Genomic DNA, 21,515 nt, shown 5'->3' with positions numbered 1-21,515 from the left:
AAACATGACCCTATATAAGAAGCTTGTAGTGGGAATGGTTACGGTCTTTATACTCTTGATGGCATCAGTATTCGTAATCCAGTTCAACACTACTCGAGACAGCTTAGAGCAGCAGCAACGTTCAGAGGTCAACAACACCATTAATACCGTTGGTTTGGCGCTAGCACCTTATCTGAAAGACAAAGATAAGGTCGCGGTTGAATCTGTGATTAATGCGTTGTTCGATGGCAGTACTTATTCTGTCGTACGTCTCACCGCGTTAGATTCGGATTACCAAATCGTACGCTCGTACCCAGTCAAGCCAAGTAGCGTTCCGCAGTGGTTTATCGACTTGAATCTATTCAAGGCAATTCACGACAAACGCGTGGTAACCAGTGGCTGGATGCAACTTGCAGAGGTGGAAATCATCAGCCACCCAGGCGCAGCCTACGAGCAACTGTGGCAAGGCTTTATTCGCCTGCTATCGGCATTTGGCGTTATCTTCCTAGCGGGTCTAGTGGCGATTTCTTACATCCTACGTCGCTCACTCAAACCTTTAGCGGCCATCGTGAAGAAAATGCACGAGATTGCCAACAACCAGTTTGGTGACCCACTGGCTCGTCCTAAAACGAAAGACTTGATCGCAGTTGTTGACGGCATTAACTCGATGTCGGCACAAATCGAACTGTCATTTAAAGAACAGGCAAAAGAGGCGCAGCGTCTGCGTGCTCAAGCTTACCTAGATCCAATCTCCAAGCTAGGTAACCGCTCGTTCTACATCAACCAAGTTGACCAATGGCTGGCAGAACAAACGCAAGGGGGTATCGCGCTACTCCATGCTGAATACATTGGTGATATCTACGAGACAAAAGACTACCAACGCGCTGATGCCCACGTGAAAGAGTTGTCTCAACGTTTGAAAAACACCATCGATGTTCCGGGAGCAACCATTGCTCGTCTATCAAGCGACGAATTTGGTCTTCTATTCCCGCACATGGATGAAAGCGAACTGCGCATTCTGGCAGACAGCATCGTCAACTGTGTAAACGGTTTGAATACCGACCCAACTGGCCTTGCTAAGCCAAAAGCATCACTGGGTGTCGCGCACAGTAAAGATCAGAAAACACGTACAGAAGTGCTATCGATGGTGGATAACGCGCTATCAAAAGCAAAAGCCCAACCAGACAAAGCGTACGGCTTTGTGGGTGGTGAAAACACTTCTAACCTTATGGGTAAACAGCAATGGAAAGCGCTGGTTGAAGAAGCGATTCACAGCGATTGGATTAAATTCCGCTTCCAGTCTGCGAAGAATACTTGGGGTAAAGTGTTCCACAACGAGGTGTTCTCAAGCATCGAAAAAGATGGCGAGACCTACCGTGCGAACCAATACCTGTTTGCTCTTGAGCAGCTAGACGCAACTAACATCTTCGACCAATACGTTATTGAGTCGATGATCAAGATGCTAGAAAGCGGCGAGCTAAAAGAGCCAGTGGCAATCAACATTGCGCAAAGCAGCTTGTCTCAACCATCGTTTATTCGTTGGACGACCAGCATGCTAGAGAAGCATTCGAAAGTTGCCCCAATGCTGCACTTCGAGCTTCCAGAAGCGTGTTTCATTGACCACCCGCATCACACTGCGCTGTTGTGTAACGCGATTCGTCAAGCGGGTGCGGAATTCGGTGTTGATAACTACGGCCGTAACTTCCAGTCACTTGAGTACATTCAGGAATTCCGCCCGAATTACGTGAAGTTGGATTACCTATTTACGCACAACTTGCACGATGAGAAACAGAAATTCACTCTGACCTCAATCTCTCGTACCGCTCACAACTTGGGTATTACGACGATTGCATCGCGTGTTGAAACACAGATTCAGTTGGATTTCCTCACCGAGCACTTTGTTGAAGTCTTCCAAGGCTTCATCGTCGACAAGGAATAAGAAAAGGTATACCAAGGATGAAAGACCCTTTACTGAACTCGCTCATTTACGTTAGCCGATACTACGGGCTAGCCAACTCACCGGAAGCGCTGATCAACGGCCTTCCGCTCTCTGATGGCAAGCTTACCCCGTTTCTGCTACCAAGAGCGGCGGAAAGGGCCGGATTGGTTGCCAAGGAAAACCGTGCAGAGTTAGACCAGATCTCGAGTCTGATTCTGCCGGCTATCTTACTTCTAAAAGGTGGCGATTCTTGCGTTCTCAACAGCATTAACGTTGAGAAAAAAGAAGCAGAAATCACCACCCTAGAAAGCGGAATGGTGCCTATCTCCATTCCTTTAGAAGACCTACTTGAGCAGTACACTGGTCGCTATTTTTTAGTTAAAAAGCAATTCCGTTATGACGAGCGCTCTCCCGAAGTGCTCAAAACCAAAGAAGGTCACTGGTTTTGGTCAACCTTGTGGCAATCGAAACGCATCTATCGCGATGTGCTTATCGCTTCTATCCTCATCAATATCTTCGCTATTGCTGCACCAATGTTCACTCGCTTGGTGTACGACAAAGTAGTACCCAACCTCGCGTTTGAAACGCTATGGGTGTTGGCAAGCGGTATCTTCGTGGTGTTCTTATTTGATTTCTTGCTCAAATCACTGCGTAACTACTTTATTGATGTTGCGGGTAAGAAATCCGACATCTTGATTTCCTCAAAGCTGTTCAGCAAAGTCATGGGCATCCGAATGGAGTCCAAACCACCTTCGGTGGGTGCGTTTGCTCGCCACTTGCAAGAGTTCGAATCGATTCGTGAGTTCTTCACTTCTGCAACCGTGAGTGCGCTAATCGACTTACCTTTCGCGATTTTGTTCCTAGTCATTATCTGGCTAATGGCGGGCGACCTGGTTTACGTGCCAATGATTGGAGTGGTGATTCTGATGATTCACTCGGCACTGATTCAAGGTCCACTACGTCGCTCGATAGAAGAAGGTTCTCGCCTTGCTTCACAAAAGTACGCCAACTTGATTGAGAGCTTATCTGGCTTAGAAACGGTGAAAATGCTTAGTGCGCAGAGCCAATTCCAATACCGTTGGGAAGAGGCAGTGGCGCACATGGCGAACTGGAATATCAAGAGCCGTCGTATCACCGATAGCATTCAAAACGCAGCGGGCTTTGTTCAGCAAAGTAGTAACGTCGGCATGATCATTCTGGGTGTGTATCTCATCTCAAATGGTGATTTGACGATGGGTGGCTTGATTGCAGCAACCATGTTAAGTGGCCGTGCTATTGGCCCTATGGTTCAGCTTTCATTGTTGTCGACACGCTACAACCAAGCTAAGTCTTCAATGACCATCATTAACCAAGTGATGGAAATGCCAGACGAGCAAGAAGAAGGAAAACGCTACATTCACCGTCCTATTGTGCAAGGTAAGATTGAGATTGACCGTGTGACCTTCCATTACCCAGATGCGCCAGTGGCATCGATTCGTGATTTAAGCCTAACGATTAACCCAGGTGAAAAAGTCGCAATCATCGGTCGTATTGGTTCGGGTAAAACCACGCTAGAACGCCTGATAATGGGCCTGTACAAGCCGACAGAGGGTCACGTGCGTATTGATGACACGGACATCGAACAGCTTCACCACGTGGACGTACGACGCAATATAGGCTGTGTACCGCAAGATTCGAATCTGTTCTTCGGCTCGATTCGCGACAATATCACCCTAGGTCGTCCGCTCACCGATGATCGCGACGTGTTAGACGCCGCCAACCGTGCAGGTGTCACCGCCTTTACTCAGTCGGATCCTGCGGGTCTAGAGCGCCAAGTGGGCGAAGGTGGCGGCATGTTGTCTGGTGGTCAACGTCAAGCTGTGACCATTGCACGAGCGTTCTTGGGTCGCCCTCCAGTGCTCTTAATGGATGAACCAACCAGTGCAATGGATAACCGTTCAGAGATGCACATCAAGCATCAATTAGCGCAATTAAAGCCAAGCGAAACGCTGATTTTGATTACGCATAAAACCTCAATGCTCGACATTGTTGATCGTGTGATTGTGATGGAAAAAGGCAGCGTGATTGCTGATGGTCCGAAATCGCAAGTGCTGAATGACTTGAAGCAAGGTAAAGTTCGCGCCGTGAGCTAAACCGCACAAACAGAAAATCAAAGCCCCGTTGAACACTGCGTTTCGCGGGGCTTATTTATTGATGGCCAGTAATCCAAAGTAGCCAAACTCTTCGAGGAATATCCAAAGCAACACAAAGCCGACAATAACCACCAATCCCATAATTGCCCTTTCATCTTCTTCCATCGAATCCCTACCATTTTCCATAACGCTCGTAAGTTACGTTTCTAGATTAGCAGCAGCCAACGCACCAGATATCAGAGTTCATCTCTTCTCAATTCGGAACTGAGACGTCGGTCAAAATTTGTTCAACACGAATATTCCTCTGCATCTAAAATAGTTAATTACTTGCGAGCAAAAATCGGCTATAACACGCGCCTTCTTAATATTCTCGAGTTGAAGAAATGAATCATTGGATGCATTTAGAGCAAATCAGTCAGTATTTCACGGCTGGCTCTATCGGTTATAAAGTGTTGATGGGCGTCATCATTCTGATCGCTTATCGCTTGCTAAAGAAAATCGCCAACCGTGCGATCCTAAATTTGGCAGAAGCTAAAGGCGTAAACAAAGCGCGCTTGAGCTTTATTCAGCGCTGCTTCAACGTCGCGTTCTTGTTTTTGTTTGCTTCGCTTTTCGCCATCGTAACCGGCATTGGTTATGGCGATGTGTCACTCTTCCTATCGTCTATCTTTGCGGTATTGGGGGTGGCTTTCATCGCACAGTGGTCGATTCTAAGTAACATCACAGCAAGCTTTCTGATCTTCTTTGTCTTCCCATACCGCGTCGGTGACCGAATTAAAGTAGTGGATAAAGACGAAGACATCAGCGGTGAGATTCAGGAAATCCGCATGTTCCATGTGCTGATCAAGCACGACAACGGCAACCTAATCACTTACCCGAACAACTTGATGCTACAAAAAGCGGTCTTAAAACTGGCAAAAGAAAAAGCCAAGCCTGAGGAGCCAAAAACCGCCTCACGCATTTATACCCGCAGAAAGAAATAACCCACTAAAAAAGCCGATGTATCTACATCGGCTTTTTCATATCACTTGGTGGTCACAAATAACCCAAAGTTAATCGCGAAAAACAGTGAAGAAACAAAACGTATAAACTGAAGGTCACCACCGTATTCTTTCATGATAAAAACATGACACATCGCCGAAACCAATAGCGCCACTTTAACCAGAGGAAGCTTCTTCTTGGAGAACCTTAAATACATACAAAAAATAGAAATGCTACAAGCAAAGAAAAAAATCGTCACTAGTTCCGTCTTCCTTCAAATACAAGGACATAGTTTTAGTTAGGCTTATATCTTTAGCTTCATCATGAGCCACCCACTAATATTTAGCGAGAGAAGGGCAGAAAAGAAATAAAAGATAAGACTGATTGAAACCAAAAGCAGTACATGCGCTTTATCTTTTAAGCTCTCTGGATGAACATCCATATTCACATCAAATATCCCACCTATAAAGTGTGCAAATACCATAGAAGAGGCTGTAGAAACGCCTCCTACCATAATGATAATAATCCCCCGCCTTAAAAAACGATGGGATGTACTTTTACCGCCTTGAATAAGGTCTGAGTTTATATACTTAAATCTATTTTTTCGCCTATTAGTCATCATTAACATCGGTACCTTTATCATCGTTTCCAAGAGAGTTTTCTACATCGGCTTTTTGTTTGTGCCTCAAAGTCATCTGTCTTTAGGATCCAGTTTAATTTTGGTTCCTCTTAACACAGTCCAACCAACATACCGAGTTAACGCTTAGTACAGATAGACATAAAATCCTCTAAGTTATTACTGCAGGAGTAATCGAGCAACCATGGCAAAGCTTCCAACAACAAATACCCAACGATAAGTGAAGCTAAGCTAACAACAAGATATAGCTTCTTTTTTTCCATAAGGCTCGGCCTAGTCTCATGGTACAGATTCCAAAACTTAACACCGCTCCAGATTAAGCTAAAGAAAGTAAGTACTAAAGCACAGACCAATATATAAAATAAGTAAATCAACCCAGACTCCCTTAACAAACAAACTGCCCGCAATCACTTGAATATTCTCTCATAAGAACAAAGTGCTTACTGGAATTAAATACCTAATATACGGTCGTTTTTTTGGACGTATCTACCACCGACTTGTTCCTCAGCCAATAGCCCTCTCCAAAAACAACTACATTGCTCTTAAATCAATCAGCAAACATTTAGTTCACTCATTTCAAACCATCTCTTGACCTCAACCAAACTTGAGGTTTTAGCCTTATCCGCACGATTCAAAATCAACAATGAAAAAGGAACCATTGTGTCCAAAATTGCGATTATTTATTTCTCTAAAACCGACGTTACAGGCCAGCTAGCTCGCGCGATTGCCGCTGGCGTTGAACAACAAGACATTGAGCAACAAGGTGAATTTGAAATTTTCTCTCACCGTATTGAAGGCAGTGAGATTATTGAAGGGCGTTTTGTGAACCCTAGCCTAATGGATGAACTTGCTGAGTGCGATGCGATTATCTTTGGCTCACCGACCTATATGGGTGGCGTAGCAGCGCAGTTTAAAGCATTTGCAGATGCAAGCAGTGAATCTTGGTATTACCAAAAATGGGCGGGTAAAATCGCGGCTGGCTTTACCAGTGGTGGGGCAATGAATGGCGATCAGTCAATGACGTTGCAGTATCTACAAACGCTCGCTAGTCAGCATGGCATGATGTGGGTCGGATTGGATAAGATCAGCAATTCTGGCGAGCAAAATCTGAACCGATATGGCGTACAAGGTGGCATTGTTGCTCAAGGCGGTGAAGATTGTCAGTTGCATGCCTCAGATGTTGCAACGGCGGAGTATCTTGGCAAACGAGTCGCTATGCTCGTGAATAAGCTCTCCACTCGCTAGTAATAAAGAAGCCCCGTAAGACACATCTACGGGGCTTCGTATTTATCGCTTGTTTTGAGCGCTACTTCTTGATGTAAAGGTCTTTCGAGTAGATACGGCCCTCTACGTTATTCTTGGCAAAACCGCCAACCGTAGGACGAACCAAACGCGCTTGCATGTAGTAGTAAATCGGTGCGATTGGCATATCTGCCGCCAACAATTGCTCGGCTTGGTCATAGAAACCTTGACGCGCTTTCTCATCGGTTGCGGCCAATGCACTGTTCATCGCCTTGTCGTAGGCTTCACTGCTGTAACGCGCGAAGTTACCTGACGAACCAGAGAGCAGTAGACTTAAGAAGGTCGAAGCTTCGTTGTAATCTCCGCACCACGAAGCGCGCATCACATCGAAATCGCCTTGCTTGCGAGCAACGAGATAAGACTTCCACTCTTGGTTTTCTAATTCGACTTTCGCGCCCAAGTTGTTCTTCAACATAGAAGCAATCGCCACTGCAATCGCCTTGTTCGATTCACTGGTGTTGTACAGCAATTTGAAATCCAGAGGTTTACCATCACCGTATCCTGCTTCTTTCAGCAGTTCACGCGCCTTTTCATCACGCTGTTTCTGCGTCCATGTGCTGTATTCAGGCTGAGTCGCATCAAAGCCGGCGGTGTATTGGTGTGCGAACGTATAAGCAGGCAGGTTACCCACTTGCGTGACACCATTCGTGATCACATCACGCATCATCGAATAAGACACGGCTTTTCGAACTCGTACATCATCGAAAGGAGGACGCGTGGTGTTAAACGCATAATAGTAAGTACAAAGTAGCGGAACCGCCGTATACGCTTGCTCGTAATCCTTCTTCAGCTTTTGCGCCATGTGAGTTGGTACATCTGAGGTGATGTCCACTTCGCCTACCGCATAGCGATTGATCGATGCATTTTGGTTCTCAAACGGAATGTATGTCACTTCTGTGAGATGAGTATCCGCGCTATCCCAGTAGTTTGGGTTCTTTTTAAGTTCAATGCGTTCATTCACCACCCATTTATCCAGAACAAATGCACCGTTGCCAACAAACTGCTGTGGGTCACTCCACGGTTTTTCGCTGTTCTCAACCGTTGCTTTGTGTACCGGCATCATCGAAGTGTGGCCTGTCATTGCGACAAAGTACGGCACCTTACTATCAAGTTCGAAGCGCAGAGTATGTTTATCGACGGCGGTGATACCAAGATCATCCAGTGGCTTTTTACCTTCTGCTACGTCGGCGATGTTTTTGATCTTAGTGAGTTTGAGATACCAAACATTGGGAGAAGCGGTTTTCGGATCCACCGCACGACGCAGTGAATAGACAAAATCATCCGCTGTCACAGGATCGCCGTTCGACCATTTTGCGTCTTTACGCAGCTGGAACACAAAGGTTTGGTTGTCTTCGGTTTGCCAAGATTCCGCAACACCAGGAACGATATTGCCATCGCGGTCTTGAATGACTAATCCCTCAAACAAATCACGAATTACGTGCATCTCTGGTAAGCCTTCGGCTTTTGCAGGGTCTAGCGTCGCCGCTTCTGCATCGTTTGCTCGTACTAAATGTTGTTCCGGTGCGAGTTGCACACCATCAGGTAAAGAATCAGCTAAAGCTGAAGCGGATAAAAATGGGGTCAATAAAGAGGAAACCAGCAACGCTGTTGAATGCTTTTTAAAATCCATATCGTTTTTCGTTCTCCTAACACGTCTTTTGAAGCAAGTACCACAATTCATCATACAAGCATTGACGAACTTTAAGTGTTCAGTTTATATCCGAGTAATCTCAAGATGCTAAGTTCAACGGCTGTAACATGAGTTATATATAGCTTGAGTGATGAATAGATACTACTCGAACAATCAGGAGATTACGGTGAGTCTAATTCCAAGAACGGAAAGAGCGGCATTTTTAATTACGCCAACATCATATGGAAAATCGGTACTGGGCGCGCCGTTGTTGTACTTCCCAGCACAAGTAGAAAGTAACTCGCGAGGCCTTATTCTCGCGGGGACACACGGTGACGAGACAGCTTCAATCGCCGGATTATCGTGCGCGTTAAGAAGCTTGCCAGCGGAGTGTCTGAAGCACGATGTGATTTTATCGATGAACCCAGACGCAAATCAACTGGGGACACGAGCCAACGCCAATCAAGTCGATCTAAACCGTGCGTTTCCTACGAAGAATTGGACAGAGCACGGCACAGTCTATCGCTGGAGCTCACATACACCGGTTCGAGACGTGAAAGTAAAAACGGGTAGCAAAGAACAGCTAGAGCCAGAAGTTGACGCACTAATTAGTTTGATTGAACTCCGCAAACCAAAATTTGTGGTCTCGTTTCATGAGCCATTAGCGTTTGTCGACGACCCTGCTCATTCTGATTTGGCCAAATGGCTCGGCAAGCAATTCAATCTACCTATCGTTGACGATGTTGATTACGAAACACCAGGGTCTTTCGGAACTTGGTGTAATGAACACCAACTACCTTGTATTACGGTAGAATTGCCACCGATCTCGGCGGATCTCACGATCGAAAAGCATCTCGATGCGTTTATTGCTTTGTTGCAGCACGATCCAGATCTTTAATTTCTAGCTATACGAAGCGATCAAGTAAGGATCTGCTTGATATCGGTACTGATATCACTGATCAACTGACGCGCGCTTTCGTCTCTTTGCTGCACCAAAATAATAAACAGCAGATCCGTAATCACGTTTTGTGCCGTACGCGACGCAATGGAAGAGCTGCGATGCTCTGTTTCATTGGCGATGGTATCAAACGTGATGTCGGCAATGTCTCTCAAGCGACTTCTCCCCGGCGCAGACAAAGCAATCACCTTTGCTCCCTGCTCTTTCGCCGCTTCTGCAGCTACAAGAATCTCTTTTCGTTCTCCTGAAAAAGAAATCGCGATCTGCACATCTTGTGAAGAGAGCGTACGCGCAACCGCAATTTGTACGTGACTGTCTTGCTCTGATAGCGCGGTAATCCCAAGCTTAAGCAGTTTAAAGCTCAAATCTTTTGCCGTAAGTGCAGAGCCGCCAATGCCCACCACTTGCACACGGCGCGCTTCACTCAACCACTTCACCGCTTGATGACACGCCTCATAAGAGAGCGCATTGGTCGTTTGGAACATAGCGTCGGTTTTCGCTTTAACCAGTTTTTGCGAAATCACCGCAATCGGGTCATCCGCCAGAATGTCACTGTGTAGCGGGGTGGATTGCATCGCTTGCTTACGGCCAATCTCTTCGTTCAACGCCAACTTGAACTCGCTATAGCCTTTATAGCCAATTCTCTGAGTGAATTTGACGATGCTCGATTGGCTCACTTGTACTTGCGCAGCAAGTTCTTGACTGGTCAATTGGGCGGCTTTTTCTGCATTTTCGACAATCCAATCGCCAACCAAACGACCACTTTGAGAGAGTTGAGTACGTCTTGCGACGATTTTATTGATAACGGACACGACAAAATTCCAAAAACTTTAAATAAATTATTCCAAAACAGAAATAATCACACTTTTGTTTAACTGCCTGATTAACTTAACAACCCTTGTTTCTACGTAGGTTATCTCATCAGTATTCTCGGTCATTATTCCAAATTTTCACTGAACAAAGAATAACCTCAAGTGTGATTTTTATCACCAAACCTGAATATTTTATTCCATAGAATCGCCCTCAGATTGAACATTTACAAAGAGTACAAAACATGAAAATTGATTTAAGCCGATTGGTGACAGAAAGCCGTAATCCAGCGAGCGCAGAGATCGATACGCTTTCTACCATCGAGATGCTGCAAGTCATTAACCAAGAGGATCAGAAAGTCGCTTTAGCGGTGCAAGCCGTATTGCCACAAATCGCGCAAACCGTCGATGCCATTACTGCAGCGTTCGCCAATGGTGGCCGTTTGATTTACATGGGCGCAGGTACATCTGGCCGCCTTGGTATTCTTGATGCGAGTGAATGTCCTCCAACTTATGGCACACACCCAGATATGGTTATAGGTTTAATTGCTGGTGGTCATCAAGCGATTTTGAAAGCGGTAGAAAACGCAGAAGACAACGCTCAAATGGGCCAAGACGATTTAAAAGCTCTGAATCTGACTCAGCATGATGTTGTGGTTGGCATCGCTGCCAGTGGCCGTACGCCTTATGTTTTAGGTGGTTTGGAGTACGCAAAATCTGTCGGAGCAACAACGGCATCAATCGCTTGTAACCCAGAATGCGCAATGGCAGAAGCGGCGGACATCGCCATTCTTCCGGTAGTGGGCGCAGAAGTCGTCACCGGCTCTTCACGCATGAAAGCAGGTACAGCGCAAAAACTGGTGCTGAACATGCTGACTTCTGGCGCAATGATTCGCAGCGGTAAAGTGTTTGGCAATTTAATGGTGGATGTAGAAGCCACAAACGCCAAACTGATTCAGCGTCAAACTAACATTGTGATTGAAGCAACGGGCGCAACAAAAGAACAAGCAGAAAAAGCGCTTGAAGCGTGTGAACGTCACTGTAAAACCGCAATTTTAATGATTCTGGCTGATTTGGATGCTGAGCAAGCCAAGTCTCGCCTCGCCGAGCACAACGGTTTTATTCGTGCAGCACTAAATAATAACTAAATAGCCCTAGTCCTGAAGGATAGTCCCTATGGCCAAAATTACCTCTAACACAGTATCGCAATTGCTCGCCGCAGTGGGTGGCAGTAACAACGTAAGTAAGTGCGGTAACTGTATGACGCGTTTGCGTTTATCTCTCGCGAATAACAGCTTGGCGGACCAATCCGTCATTAAACAAATTCCCGGCGTAATGGGTGTGGTAGAAAGCGACGAGCAATTCCAGATCATTCTTGGTCCCGGTAAAGCTCAGCAAGCTGCCGATATGATGAATAAGTTGATCGACAGCTTAATCTCTGGTGACAGTGAAGAGCCTGACGCACCACAACAGGATCTTTCTGCTGTCGCTGCAGAGCAGAAAAAACAAATGAAGAGTAAGCAAACCAGTGCGGTTCAGCGTTTTCTGAGTAAGTTTGCCACCATCTTTACACCGCTGATTCCCGGCTTTATTGCTGCGGGTTTGCTGCTCGGTTTTGCCACGTTATTGGAACAAATCTTCGTGCTCGACCAAACACCAAGCCAGTTTATGTTGGATTTGATTGCCTACATGAAGGTCTTTGGCAAAGGTCTGTTCGCTTTCTTGAGCATTCTAATTGGCTACAACGCTCAACAAGCTTTCGGTGGCTCAGGCGTCAATGGCGCCATACTCGCTTCGCTATTTGTATTGGGTTACAACCCCGATGCAACGTCGGGCATTTATTCAGGAATGAATGAGTTCTTCGGTTTTGCGATTGATCCGCGCGGTAACATTATTGGCGTGTTGATGGCAGCGATCATTGGTGCTCAGGTCGAGAAAAAAGTGCGTCAGTATATGCCTGACGATCTGGACATGATCTTAACCTCAGTTGTCACGCTTTTGATCATGGGTGCAGTAACGTTTTTGATCATCATGCCAATCGGTGGTGAGCTATTCAAAGGCATGTCGTGGTTATTCCTAAACTTGAATGACAACCCATTAGGCGCAGCGATTTTAGCAGGTTTGTTCTTAATTTCCGTGGTATTTGGTATCCACCAAGGGTTTGTGCCGGTGTACTTTGCTTTGATGGAAGCACAAGGTTTTAACTCGCTGTTTCCTATCTTAGCGATGGCTGGTGGTGGTCAAGTGGGTGCTTCTATGGCGCTGTACTTCAAAGCCAAGAAAGACGCCCTACTACGCACACAAGTAAAAGGTGCCATCATTCCAGGTCTACTTGGTATCGGTGAGCCGCTGATTTACGGTGTGACACTACCGCGCGTTAAACCGTTCGTAACCGCTTGTATTGGTGGCGCAGCGGGTGGCTTCTTTATCGGTTTGGTCTCTTACCTTGGCCTGCCTGTCGGTCTAAACACCGTATTCGGCCCATCTGGTATCGTTGCAATCCCTTTGATGACCTCGGCTAGCGGCATCTTTGCCGGCATGATGGTGTTCATCGGTGGCCTACTTATCTCTTACATTGTTGGCTTCCTAGCTACCTACTTCTTTGGCTGCAAAGACGTTGATTTAAGCTAAATCATTCTAACCCCTATAGGAATGGACTAGCTCGCGTCCTTGAGCTTTCAAGGGCGCACCCTTTCTCTACTTCTCACGACATTGATTTTATTCCGTTATTCGGAAGGGGCTTTGTCGTGCTTAAAAACAATAGAAACGAAAAGGTCGTTCACATGAAAAAGCACATTTTGACTCTACTTCTCCCTACTCTGATGGCATCGAACGCAGCGATGGCAGCTCAACTTTACCAAGCAGAAGATGGGTCGGTTTTGAACATTTACTCTCGTCTTGGCTTCAACGTCACTAATAAAAATGATGAACACGGTGATGCCAACGGCGAATTTGATGGCCGTATTGGTTTAAATGGCTCACAAACCATCAACGAACACGCCTCTGTCATTGGCCAAGCGCAATACCAAGTAGGTGCAGCCGAATACGCCAACCAAGTGAACGACAAGCCTTCTCTAACAGCACGTTACGTTTGGGCGGGTATTGATGCGCAAGATTACGGTCGAATCACAGGTGGTCGTGTTGCGTCAGGATTAATCATGTTCACCGACATTGGTGATGTGTTCGCGTCTTCAGACGTATCTATGGCACGCCAAGCAAACAAAGTGGATAAAACCGCGACACAAGTTTTCCGTCAAGACGGTACGCTGCAATACCAAAACCGCATTGGTAACTTCGATGCATCGGTGGCTTACATTATTGGTAACAGCACCTCTGAACTCGACTACGGCTACAACGCAGCACTACGTTACACCCTAGAAATGGGCGATTTAGGCACACTAGCTCCTGTAGTTGCAATGCAAAAGAGCAAGGGCGATGCGCGTGAAAATAACGATACCGATTACACCTTCTGGGGTGCAGGTACGCGTTACTACTTGGGGGATTTGATGTTAGGTGCGCTTTACTCAGAAGATGAGCTAGAAGGTTACTTCTCTGAAACCAGTACCGATAAAGTCATGGAGCTGACCGCAGTTTACAGTGTAAATGACAAATGGGCGCTACGTGCTGGTTACCGCTCTCTAGAAAACAGCGACGGCGACGAGCTTGAGCTAAAAGACACAACCGTTGAAGTGCAATACAAACTGACCCCTCGCTCTTCTATCTACACCAGTTACGTTGACCGTAATGGCTCGCGCGGTTACGACAACGCACAAGAAGTCTCGTTTGGTGGTGCACATGCAGATGAAAGCTACTACCACTTCGGGCTACGTTACGAGCTGTAAATGTCCATACACTCGTTTTAGTTAGCTAAGATTTCCTCCTCGATATTTTTCCTGCCTTTAAAATATCGAGGAGTGAAATCTTCCTTCTTTTCAGTTACTAGCCACTCTATGAGTTTCCTAATAGGCATTGCTGTCAATTATCATTACATGCATGTTTACTTTTTCATCATTAAGCAAAGTACTCTCTCATCAATTAATCATCACTGAATCAATATGAGAGCCTTATGCCTGTAAAATTCTGCTCACACTGCAACAAACCGACTGAACACAAACGCGTGATGAAACGCATCAACACTCAACCTGAAAACATCAACGGCAAAACAGCCCGTTTAATGGTGTTGGTATCACGCTGTTTTACCGGTAACCACTATCACGAGTTAACGCCTCAATTCTACTGCCGTACTTGTAATCAACACTTTCAAGGAACAGCAGAGATTAAAGACCTGCACGCTCAAGACAACCTGTCAGTTTAAAATGATTACTGCTTAAAATGATTGCTGTTTGAAATGCTCAATAAACGCCTGCGTTCGCTTTGGTAAATGCTCACGTTTAGGATAAAGAATATAGAGCGGTAGGATCGCATCAGTTTGCCATTCAGGGAGTAACGGCACGAGTTGCGATCGCTCTTCACCGCTAAGTTTCTCCAATGCGAATTCATCCAACATTGCAACGCCACATCCCGCAAGAGTGGCTTCAAGTATGGATTGAACCAAATTAAAGCTAAGTACACTTTGCAAAGCCACTGAAACTTTTTGCTTGGTTTCCCTATGATGAAAGTGCCACGTATCGAGGTTTAACTCTTCATTGCGATACACAATGTGGTCAAGCTGATAAAGATCTTCCGGCGTAGCTATGCTTGGTTTGTTAGACAAGTACGCTTTGTGTGCGAACGGTTTACAGTGTAAAGAACGCAGATGGTGGCCAATATAGCCCTCGGGTGGATTGTTTGTGAAGAAAAACGCCACATCAAAGCCAGACTCAATAAGATCCAAAGGCGTTTCAGAAAAGGTCACTTCGAACGTCACTTCAGGATATAACTGGCGAAACTCGATCAAGGCTCGGTTCAATAACGCCGCACCAAATGATGCCGATGCCGCGATGCGCAAATGCCCAGTGATTCGGTCACTTTCCATCACTTGTTCATTAATCTGTTCTGCCCCTTCCATCAAGCCCTTTACTTGCTGATAAAAGCGCAGCCCATCGTAAGTTAGATTAAATTGCCTTGTTGTACGTTGAATCAACTGTGCTGACAGAATCTCTTCTAACTGCCTCAATTGACGGCTCGCGTGCGCGTTTGAGCAACGCAGTTTTTTCGCCGCACCAGCAATACTCTTCTCTTCACATAGAGCGATGTACATCGGCACATAGCTTAGCCACTTTATTTCCATATGGTAATTATGAATCTCTAAAAACAATCTACTGGAAATAATAGAAAGGCTCTACACTGCTTACAACTTAAAATTTGAACGGAGAATCACGAATGAACGCATTCGATACTTGGTTAAAAGGGCAAGTGATCAAAGACCATGTCATCAACCCGAATATCGAGGTGGGAGATTACAGTTATTACTCGGGGTTTTATCACGGTAAAACATTTGAAGATCAATCAGTTCGTTATTTGATGGGCGACAGCGTTACCCAACAAGAGTGGCAAGATGGCGCTTATGGCGAAGTGGACAAACTGATCATTGGCAAGTTCTGTTCCATCGCTTCTGGCGCGACCTTTATGATGGCTGGCAATCAAGGCCACCGGGTAGATTGGAGATGGTGCCGTGATTGGTGCGCGCTCAGTCATCACTAAGGATATTCCGCCCTACTCGATTGTTGTCGGTCACAATCATATTGTTCGCCAGCGCTTTGACGACGAATGTGTCGCTATGTTGTTAGAAATCAAATGGTGGGATTGGCCCATTAACCACATTAAACAAGCAATGAAGCTCATGTGCAGCAGTGATGTACGTGCCCTTGGTGCTTACTACCAAGAACACATTGCGTAACGTTCAAAAACAAAAGCCCGTGTACCTTTCAATACACGGGCTTTTTCATTCTTTCAGTTAAAGAGTTAAATCGCAACGACGTCTTCTTCCTCTAAATTTGCCGCCACTTTGATTTCGTATTGGTTAAAGCTAAACACACAACCGCCATGGGTGCGTTTGGTTGTCACCTGTTCGTCTCCAAATTGCACTGTAACGCGCGTAAATACGCGATCTTTGGCTTCGACGATATTCTCTTCCAGCGAGACTTCAAACTCTTGCTCAGTGTGTTCTAGCTTCTTTTTAAACTCTTCAAGGCGAGTATTGTTTTGCGCTTTCATTACTTCGATTTGAGCTTGTTCTTCATCAGTACGCTCTGCTTTAGGACGCTTCTTAAATTCAAGTTCCTTACGAATCACATCCATCGTGCCCTCTTGGGCCGATTTGTATTCTTCTTTTAAGCTGGCAATGCGCTCTTTGTACAAGGCATAATTAGCAAACGCCTCGACTTTCGTGGCGGTATCGCCTTCTACACCAAGTTGCGAACAAAGTACCTTACCTCCTACTTTGGCATCACCACCGCTTAAAGTGCCGTTTTTACCGCTGGCATCAAGTACCGTCAGGTTGCGTCCACACTCAATGTCGTTATTCATGCTGTGCACAGCGAGCTCAATATCCTCGCCAGACTGCAATTCACAATACTGGGCGTAACTGGCACGAATCGATGTTTTGGTTCGAACGTGGCAACTCTTCGGCTGACCATCACTGACTGTGTGGCCAATTATGCCCTTCGCCACTTGGATATCACCCTCAGCTTGCACGTCCGCAGACTCAATAAACCCACCAACGGTAATAGAGCCTGTCGCTTTGACGATCATGCCAGATTCAATGTTGCCGCCGATGATGACATTGCCTTTAAACTTAACGTGTCCGGTATTTACGCCCACACTATTCAGACACAGCGCATTATCAACTTCGATGGTTTTGTCTTTGATGAGAGGTGTCCCAGATACAGAAGCGAGCAGAAGGTTAGGATCGGCTTTGCTAATTTCCGTTCCTTTACCCGGTTTAATCGGACTGTCTTTGCCTGCTTGAGGAGGTATTACGCGGCCTTGCACAGTAAAACCTGGAATCCCCTTGGTAGCAGGCGTTCGACGCATGACCTCGTCGCCAATATCAACGGCAATGGTTTCACCCAAGTTGCGTAAATCAATCTTGTCGCTGGTCGATTGGCCTTCTTTCGGTTTTAGGATACGCTTGGTGATGTCTTTGACGAGGGGCGTAAAGATGGCGTCTTTACCTTTGACGGGTTGTTTGCCAACGGCAACAGGTTGAGTGAAGGTTTCTCCGGGTTTGAGTTGATTGCTGACGACCATAACTTTTTTAAGTGCCAACTTATTGATGCCTTTCGACACTCTCGCATGAGCCAGTGCTTGAACGATTTCAGGGCCACGTAAACCACGGCCACCATAAGCACCAACTATGTTCATGCTAGCTAGCATGTCGTTGTTCGACAGTTCAACTTCTACCTGAGCATTCTTTATCTGTGCGACGACGATGCCTTCGTATGCTTCAGCTTTACGCTCACGAGCACAGTTAATGAATCGAACCACTTCAGCGTCATCAACAAACGCCTGACTGGCACTCATTGCTTGAAGCTGCTCGGGCAACTCCTTTTGATTTAGCTCACCTCCGAGTTCAATATCTCCCGGTAGGCGGGCAAAAATCCTCGTTTTGTCTTCCGACCATTCAAGGCATATCTTCCACATAACCAATCCATCTGCTACCCATCACCCAATTCAGTCTAACCAAAATCATTTTCTGAACAAACCTCTCAATTCTCAGAATCAGGCTCACATCACTAAAGGAAGCCCCGCGACTTATGAGCTAGAGATAAGCTTACTTAGAATTTCTAAATCCGATTTAGATTCATTTTTTACGTTGCGCTCTCCCTACTTCACCAAAGCATCACGACCTGTATTTGAATAGATGGTGAAGCATCCCTAATGGGTAATCTAAATTTAAGGGAAGTTTATTATTTAGCTCATTTTGTACATGACTAATAAGACAAGACTTTCGTTTACAGTGTAAATTGAGATTGGCCCTACATCTCAACCGCCAGCCTTGGCAAAAGACCAAATAAAAAAAGGAGAGGATTTACAGTGTAAACCCTCTCCTCCCGTTAACCACTTTTACAGTGTAAATTGCTTGTTCTGTTTACACTGTAAATTTAGCTATCAAAACTTGTAGCTCGTTTCTTATCTGCGCTTCAACTTGCTTACGTCCCGGCAAGCCATATTGCTTAGCGCACTCACTCCAGTCTTTGTTTAAGAATAATTTACTGATCATCAAGTCAGACACGTCAGCCAAACCAGATTGCAGTAACCATTGCTGAATCCAAACAGAGACAGATTCAAAGTTGTTCCCACCTTGAGCATAACACTCGATTAACGTGCGCTTCGTTAAATGGGACTGGCAAGTAGATACCGAGGCTGGCAAGAGCGCACGAAGCAAACTTGGCTCTAACTTAGGATACGTAGACGCCGCACTCAATGGCAACAGTTCTTCGAACAGCGATTTGGCTTCGTTTATCCAACCTTGTTGTGAGCCACATTGACGAACCATCAACAACGAGTAACACCCACTTGCCGCATCTCGCATACTTCCGAGGCGAATGGATTCAAAACCAGATTGCTTCCAAAACGTAATCAGTTCTTCTGTTGCACCAAAGCTGGTGGACAAATAAGAGATATGAGGCGGCGTAGTTTGTTCCAACTGCTTCAACATTTGATGGCCAATACCCTGCCCTTGCAAATCTGGATGAACCGCAATTCGCATGACTCGCAAAGTGGAAAGCGCCCCCACATCAGCATAACCAAGTTGATTGATAATAGTGACTGGCGTCAGGTGCCCTTTCGGGCGACGTTTCCCAAACTGAATATCTTTAACGAGATCCGAATCGAGATTGCCCTCCTCCACCGTTAACATCACCCCGACGACGTCATTGTTATTCTGAGCTACGTAGATCTGACAATGTTCATCTTGCAGAAGATGCAGCAAATCATTCGGTGAGGTTTGATAGTGCGCATTAACGAGCAACGCAAAGCACGTTTTCAATACGGAAGGATTAGAAATCAACGCTGACTTACGGAGGTTGATTAATGAAATATCGCCAAGCTCAGCAGGCTGACTCGGGGTAAGTTCAGCATCCAGTAAAAATGCTTGGTAGAGCCATGCTTCTAAATTATCGTTTGTCGCCCACCGAATAGGTTGTTGAAGATGACAAAGCTTCATTCCAGGTCTTTGCTTTTGTAGCCAATCAACAAACTTAAGCGTGAAGCCACGGCCACAACCTTCATAACCATGAATGGTGGTTGAGAACACGAGACGATGATATTGCTCAGTAATCTGCTTAAGCATAGGAACTGGAATCGCGGCGGCTTCATCAACCAACAACAAATCACACTCAGGTAAAGTAGAGAGTAATTCATCTGGTGCGATAAACTGAATATAGCCCAGCCCCGCTTCTAATCGGTCTTTCTTAACCCGCTCTGCGGTCGATAGCATTCTCAGCGCGTGTTGATAAACAGGTTCAACGGCTTTAATGCTTGGCGCTGTGACGAGAATTCGCAATGGCTTCTGTCCTAGAAGCTGCGCACATGCAATGCCTAACGCACTGGTTTTTCCTCGACCACGATCGGCGGTTAATACTAAAGGACGTTTGCGATGCCCTGTCACAACTTTTTCGATAAAAGAAACCGCTTCAGCTTGCTTACTATACTGTTGCGCTTTTTCCGTTTGGATGAAATCTGGTAATTGAGGTAATGGTAAATTCTCCTCAATAACGGTGAGTTGTTGCCATTGCGATTGCAGCCACAATTCGGCTTCATCCGCGTTTTGCTTTTTGTTGGCGACCACAATCAATAGCCCACCGCCGACGAGCGCACCAAGAGCCGAGGTAAAACTGTTGGCGTCAAACTCTTTTCTCGCGTCAAACAGCAGAACGTCACACTCACGGCCGAGCAACATATTGCCCTGTTTTGCATTTACGCAGTGGGTATTTTCTAGTTGCCACTTCCCTAAGCAGAACCAAGTCTGATTTTGCTGCTTTTGATGGAAGTCGGCAATCAAGGCGTTTTGCCAATCGGCATCACCATAAATCACTACGCCGTTGCGTTGAAAGGCTTTGTAAGATTGGAGTTGAAGCTGAGAAAGGAATTCAGATTGTGCGAGCATTACGTATATCCGAGCATTAAACTGACGCCATATTATCACATCTGGATTCATCGAGACTTTGCCAAATTGCAGGCATAAAAAAACCGCCCGAAGGCGGTTTCAAAAAAGAAAAGTTTTACTTCATTTTGCTCTCAACGAAAGCAAGAATTTCTTCCATCAAGCTGTCGTCAACTTTTTTCAAGTTAAGAGCAAGGTTGTTACCTTTACGGCTGTAGCTTGCACGACCTTTAACTAAATCGACTTTTTCTGCTTTCTTAGCCGGCTTCGCAGGCGCTAATTCTGCAATCCAGCTTTCGATGCTCTCTGTCACTTCTTTAGTAAGACGAGCCACGCCTTGAGCTGTACTGCGCTGCCACAAATAACCTTCCGACGTACGACACTTATCCAACAAGTTTTGTTGTTGTTCGCCATTCAATGTCGAGAACTGCTTATGCAGCTTAACAATTGTTGGACGACCTAAATCACCAACATTCGGGTAAGCTTGCAGAAGTTCAAGTGGAAGTGCCGCAGCTTTTAATGCGCCACTCACCAATGCTTCACTGCACTGGAACATTTTTGCTAGTGCTTTTTGGTCTTCAGCTTCGCCACTTTCAAGCTTCGCCTGCATCTCTTTACCTTTTTCGTATAGAGACAGTGGCTTGTGCGCGTTTGCAACATCAGAAAGGAATTTCGCGTGGTCTGTGTTGATGCCGTCACCAACGTAAACCAAGAAATCCTGTCCTGCTAAGATACAAGACATACGACGGCGGCTACCGTCTAATACTTCAATCTTACCATCTTCTGTACGACGCCCAACCGCTGGATACTGTTGACCACGTTCTTTCAACGTCACCAACACATCTGATAAAGCGTGTTCGTTTAGGAAAGATTGCTCACGAGCGTTCTCTGCAAATACGCTCGTATCTGTCGCCACTTTATCCGCAGGAATGCGTACCAATTCAAACTGAACGGTATTCTCACCTGCTACAGCAAGTTCGATAGTTTGTGCTTTGTCTTTTGCCGCCGTTTGCGCTTCTTGAGGTGTCGCAACACGACGTTTATTGGTTTTTCCAAATAATTTCGCGTTTAATTCAGACGTTTTCAATGCCATTTATTCA

The 21,515-nt window shown here is 45.8% G+C and carries 16 protein-coding genes and 1 pseudogene; 10 read left to right on the top strand and 7 right to left on the bottom strand.

The features are described 5' to 3' along the window. The first annotated feature begins 4 nt into the window (after positions 1-4). The 3 genes from ACLIIY_RS19740 to ACLIIY_RS19730 all read left to right on the top strand — a co-directional run bounded on the left by ACLIIY_RS19740 (position 5) and on the right by ACLIIY_RS19730 (position 5,033). Positions 5-1,918, top strand: coding sequence for a bifunctional diguanylate cyclase/phosphodiesterase (locus ACLIIY_RS19740; RefSeq protein ID WP_032802817.1), 1,914 nt, complete (start codon positions 5-7; stop codon positions 1,916-1,918). Between the two features lie 17 nt (positions 1,919-1,935). Beyond that, positions 1,936-4,050, top strand: a complete 2,115-nt coding sequence (locus tag ACLIIY_RS19735; RefSeq protein ID WP_005435817.1) for a type I secretion system permease/ATPase — start codon at positions 1,936-1,938, stop codon at positions 4,048-4,050. Positions 4,051-4,445: 395 nt separating this feature from the next. Further along, complete coding sequence (locus ACLIIY_RS19730; protein ID WP_050913808.1) at positions 4,446-5,033, top strand: mechanosensitive ion channel family protein; 588 nt, start codon at positions 4,446-4,448, stop codon at positions 5,031-5,033. A 302-nt stretch (positions 5,034-5,335) separates the two neighbouring features. On the opposite strand, the gene ACLIIY_RS19725 is transcribed toward ACLIIY_RS19730, so the two are convergent. Beyond that, entirely contained in the window at positions 5,336-5,659 is a 324-nt protein-coding gene (locus ACLIIY_RS19725) for a hypothetical protein (RefSeq protein WP_434529190.1), read from the bottom strand. A 669-nt stretch (positions 5,660-6,328) separates the two neighbouring features. On the opposite strand from ACLIIY_RS19725, the gene ACLIIY_RS19720 reads away from it, so the two are divergent. After that, complete coding sequence (locus ACLIIY_RS19720) at positions 6,329-6,913, top strand: flavodoxin family protein (protein ID WP_434529189.1); 585 nt, start codon at positions 6,329-6,331, stop codon at positions 6,911-6,913. A 61-nt stretch (positions 6,914-6,974) separates the two neighbouring features. On the opposite strand, the gene ACLIIY_RS19715 is transcribed toward ACLIIY_RS19720, so the two are convergent. Beyond that, positions 6,975-8,600 (bottom strand): ABC transporter substrate-binding protein, encoded by a 1,626-nt coding sequence (locus ACLIIY_RS19715; protein ID WP_434529188.1) that lies wholly within the window; start codon positions 8,598-8,600, stop codon positions 6,975-6,977. Positions 8,601-8,787: 187 nt separating this feature from the next. Here ACLIIY_RS19715 and mpaA point away from each other — a divergent pair, with 187 nt between their 5' ends. Beyond that, positions 8,788-9,498, top strand: coding sequence for a murein tripeptide amidase MpaA (mpaA, locus tag ACLIIY_RS19710; protein WP_434529187.1), 711 nt, complete (start codon positions 8,788-8,790; stop codon positions 9,496-9,498). A 20-nt stretch (positions 9,499-9,518) separates the two neighbouring features. Here mpaA and ACLIIY_RS19705 read toward each other — a convergent pair whose 3' ends face one another. Further along, the gene (locus tag ACLIIY_RS19705) at positions 9,519-10,370 is read right to left on the bottom strand and encodes an SIS domain-containing protein (protein ID WP_005428937.1); all 852 of its coding nucleotides are present in this window, start codon (positions 10,368-10,370) and stop codon (positions 9,519-9,521) included. 242 nt (positions 10,371-10,612) lie between these two features. Between ACLIIY_RS19705 and murQ the strand changes: the two genes are divergently transcribed. The 4 genes from murQ (at position 10,613) to ACLIIY_RS19685 (ending at position 14,682) form a co-directional block, all read left to right on the top strand. Next, positions 10,613-11,515, top strand: a complete 903-nt coding sequence (murQ, locus tag ACLIIY_RS19700) for an N-acetylmuramic acid 6-phosphate etherase (protein ID WP_009706685.1) — start codon at positions 10,613-10,615, stop codon at positions 11,513-11,515. Positions 11,516-11,543: 28 nt separating this feature from the next. After that, entirely contained in the window at positions 11,544-12,998 is a 1,455-nt protein-coding gene (murP, locus tag ACLIIY_RS19695) for a PTS N-acetylmuramic acid transporter subunit IIBC (RefSeq protein WP_020197824.1), read from the top strand. A 152-nt stretch (positions 12,999-13,150) separates the two neighbouring features. Continuing rightward, positions 13,151-14,209, top strand: a complete 1,059-nt coding sequence (locus ACLIIY_RS19690; protein WP_009706687.1) for a porin — start codon at positions 13,151-13,153, stop codon at positions 14,207-14,209. A 224-nt stretch (positions 14,210-14,433) separates the two neighbouring features. Then, positions 14,434-14,682: a hypothetical protein gene (locus tag ACLIIY_RS19685; RefSeq protein ID WP_020197822.1), complete on the top strand. Its 249-nt coding sequence runs from the start codon at positions 14,434-14,436 to the stop codon at positions 14,680-14,682. A 12-nt stretch (positions 14,683-14,694) separates the two neighbouring features. Here ACLIIY_RS19685 and ACLIIY_RS19680 read toward each other — a convergent pair whose 3' ends face one another. Then, positions 14,695-15,597: a LysR family transcriptional regulator gene (locus ACLIIY_RS19680; RefSeq protein ID WP_434529186.1), complete on the bottom strand. Its 903-nt coding sequence runs from the start codon at positions 15,595-15,597 to the stop codon at positions 14,695-14,697. 92 nt (positions 15,598-15,689) lie between these two features. Here ACLIIY_RS19680 and ACLIIY_RS19675 point away from each other — a divergent pair. After that, a pseudogene (locus ACLIIY_RS19675) lies at positions 15,690-16,206 on the top strand (antibiotic acetyltransferase). Positions 16,207-16,271: 65 nt separating this feature from the next. Here ACLIIY_RS19675 and ACLIIY_RS19670 read toward each other — a convergent pair. The 3 genes from ACLIIY_RS19670 to ACLIIY_RS19660 all read right to left on the bottom strand — a co-directional run bounded on the left by ACLIIY_RS19670 (position 16,272) and on the right by ACLIIY_RS19660 (position 21,508). Next, positions 16,272-17,951, bottom strand: coding sequence for a DUF342 domain-containing protein (locus ACLIIY_RS19670; protein WP_434529185.1), 1,680 nt, complete (start codon positions 17,949-17,951; stop codon positions 16,272-16,274). 448 nt (positions 17,952-18,399) lie between these two features. Next, positions 18,400-20,418: a GNAT family N-acetyltransferase gene (locus ACLIIY_RS19665; protein WP_434529184.1), complete on the bottom strand. Its 2,019-nt coding sequence runs from the start codon at positions 20,416-20,418 to the stop codon at positions 18,400-18,402. A gap of 115 nt (positions 20,419-20,533) precedes the next feature. Then, a complete protein-coding gene (locus ACLIIY_RS19660; RefSeq protein WP_012130357.1) occupies positions 20,534-21,508 on the bottom strand; it encodes a ParB/RepB/Spo0J family partition protein in 975 nt (324 codons plus the stop codon). Positions 21,509-21,515: the final 7 nt, after the last annotated feature.

It is taken from the genome of Vibrio sp. K4 (genome assembly GCF_051122595.1).
GTDB lineage: Bacteria > Pseudomonadota > Gammaproteobacteria > Enterobacterales > Vibrionaceae > Vibrio > Vibrio owensii.
Note: the sequence above shows the minus strand (reverse complement) of the source record. Positions and strands in the feature narration are given on the sequence as shown.

What these genes read in the sequence shown, in the direction of transcription:
- ACLIIY_RS19665 (WP_434529184.1), bottom strand. Translation starts at nt 20,418, where the DNA reads ATGCTCGCACAATCTGAATTCCTTTCTCAGCTTCAACTCCAATCTTAC.
- ACLIIY_RS19670 (WP_434529185.1), bottom strand. Translation starts at nt 17,951, where the DNA reads ATGTGGAAGATATGCCTTGAATGGTCGGAAGACAAAACGAGGATTTTT.
- ACLIIY_RS19685 (WP_020197822.1), top strand. Translation starts at nt 14,434, where the DNA reads ATGCCTGTAAAATTCTGCTCACACTGCAACAAACCGACTGAACACAAA.
- murQ (WP_009706685.1), top strand. Translation starts at nt 10,613, where the DNA reads ATGAAAATTGATTTAAGCCGATTGGTGACAGAAAGCCGTAATCCAGCG.
- murP (WP_020197824.1), top strand. Translation starts at nt 11,544, where the DNA reads ATGGCCAAAATTACCTCTAACACAGTATCGCAATTGCTCGCCGCAGTG.
- ACLIIY_RS19740 (WP_032802817.1), top strand. Translation starts at nt 5, where the DNA reads ATGACCCTATATAAGAAGCTTGTAGTGGGAATGGTTACGGTCTTTATA.
- ACLIIY_RS19735 (WP_005435817.1), top strand. Translation starts at nt 1,936, where the DNA reads ATGAAAGACCCTTTACTGAACTCGCTCATTTACGTTAGCCGATACTAC.
- ACLIIY_RS19725 (WP_434529190.1), bottom strand. Translation starts at nt 5,659, where the DNA reads ATGTTAATGATGACTAATAGGCGAAAAAATAGATTTAAGTATATAAAC.
- ACLIIY_RS19715 (WP_434529188.1), bottom strand. Translation starts at nt 8,600, where the DNA reads ATGGATTTTAAAAAGCATTCAACAGCGTTGCTGGTTTCCTCTTTATTG.
- ACLIIY_RS19690 (WP_009706687.1), top strand. Translation starts at nt 13,151, where the DNA reads ATGAAAAAGCACATTTTGACTCTACTTCTCCCTACTCTGATGGCATCG.
- ACLIIY_RS19680 (WP_434529186.1), bottom strand. Translation starts at nt 15,597, where the DNA reads ATGGAAATAAAGTGGCTAAGCTATGTGCCGATGTACATCGCTCTATGT.
- ACLIIY_RS19660 (WP_012130357.1), bottom strand. Translation starts at nt 21,508, where the DNA reads ATGGCATTGAAAACGTCTGAATTAAACGCGAAATTATTTGGAAAAACC.
- ACLIIY_RS19730 (WP_050913808.1), top strand. Translation starts at nt 4,446, where the DNA reads ATGCATTTAGAGCAAATCAGTCAGTATTTCACGGCTGGCTCTATCGGT.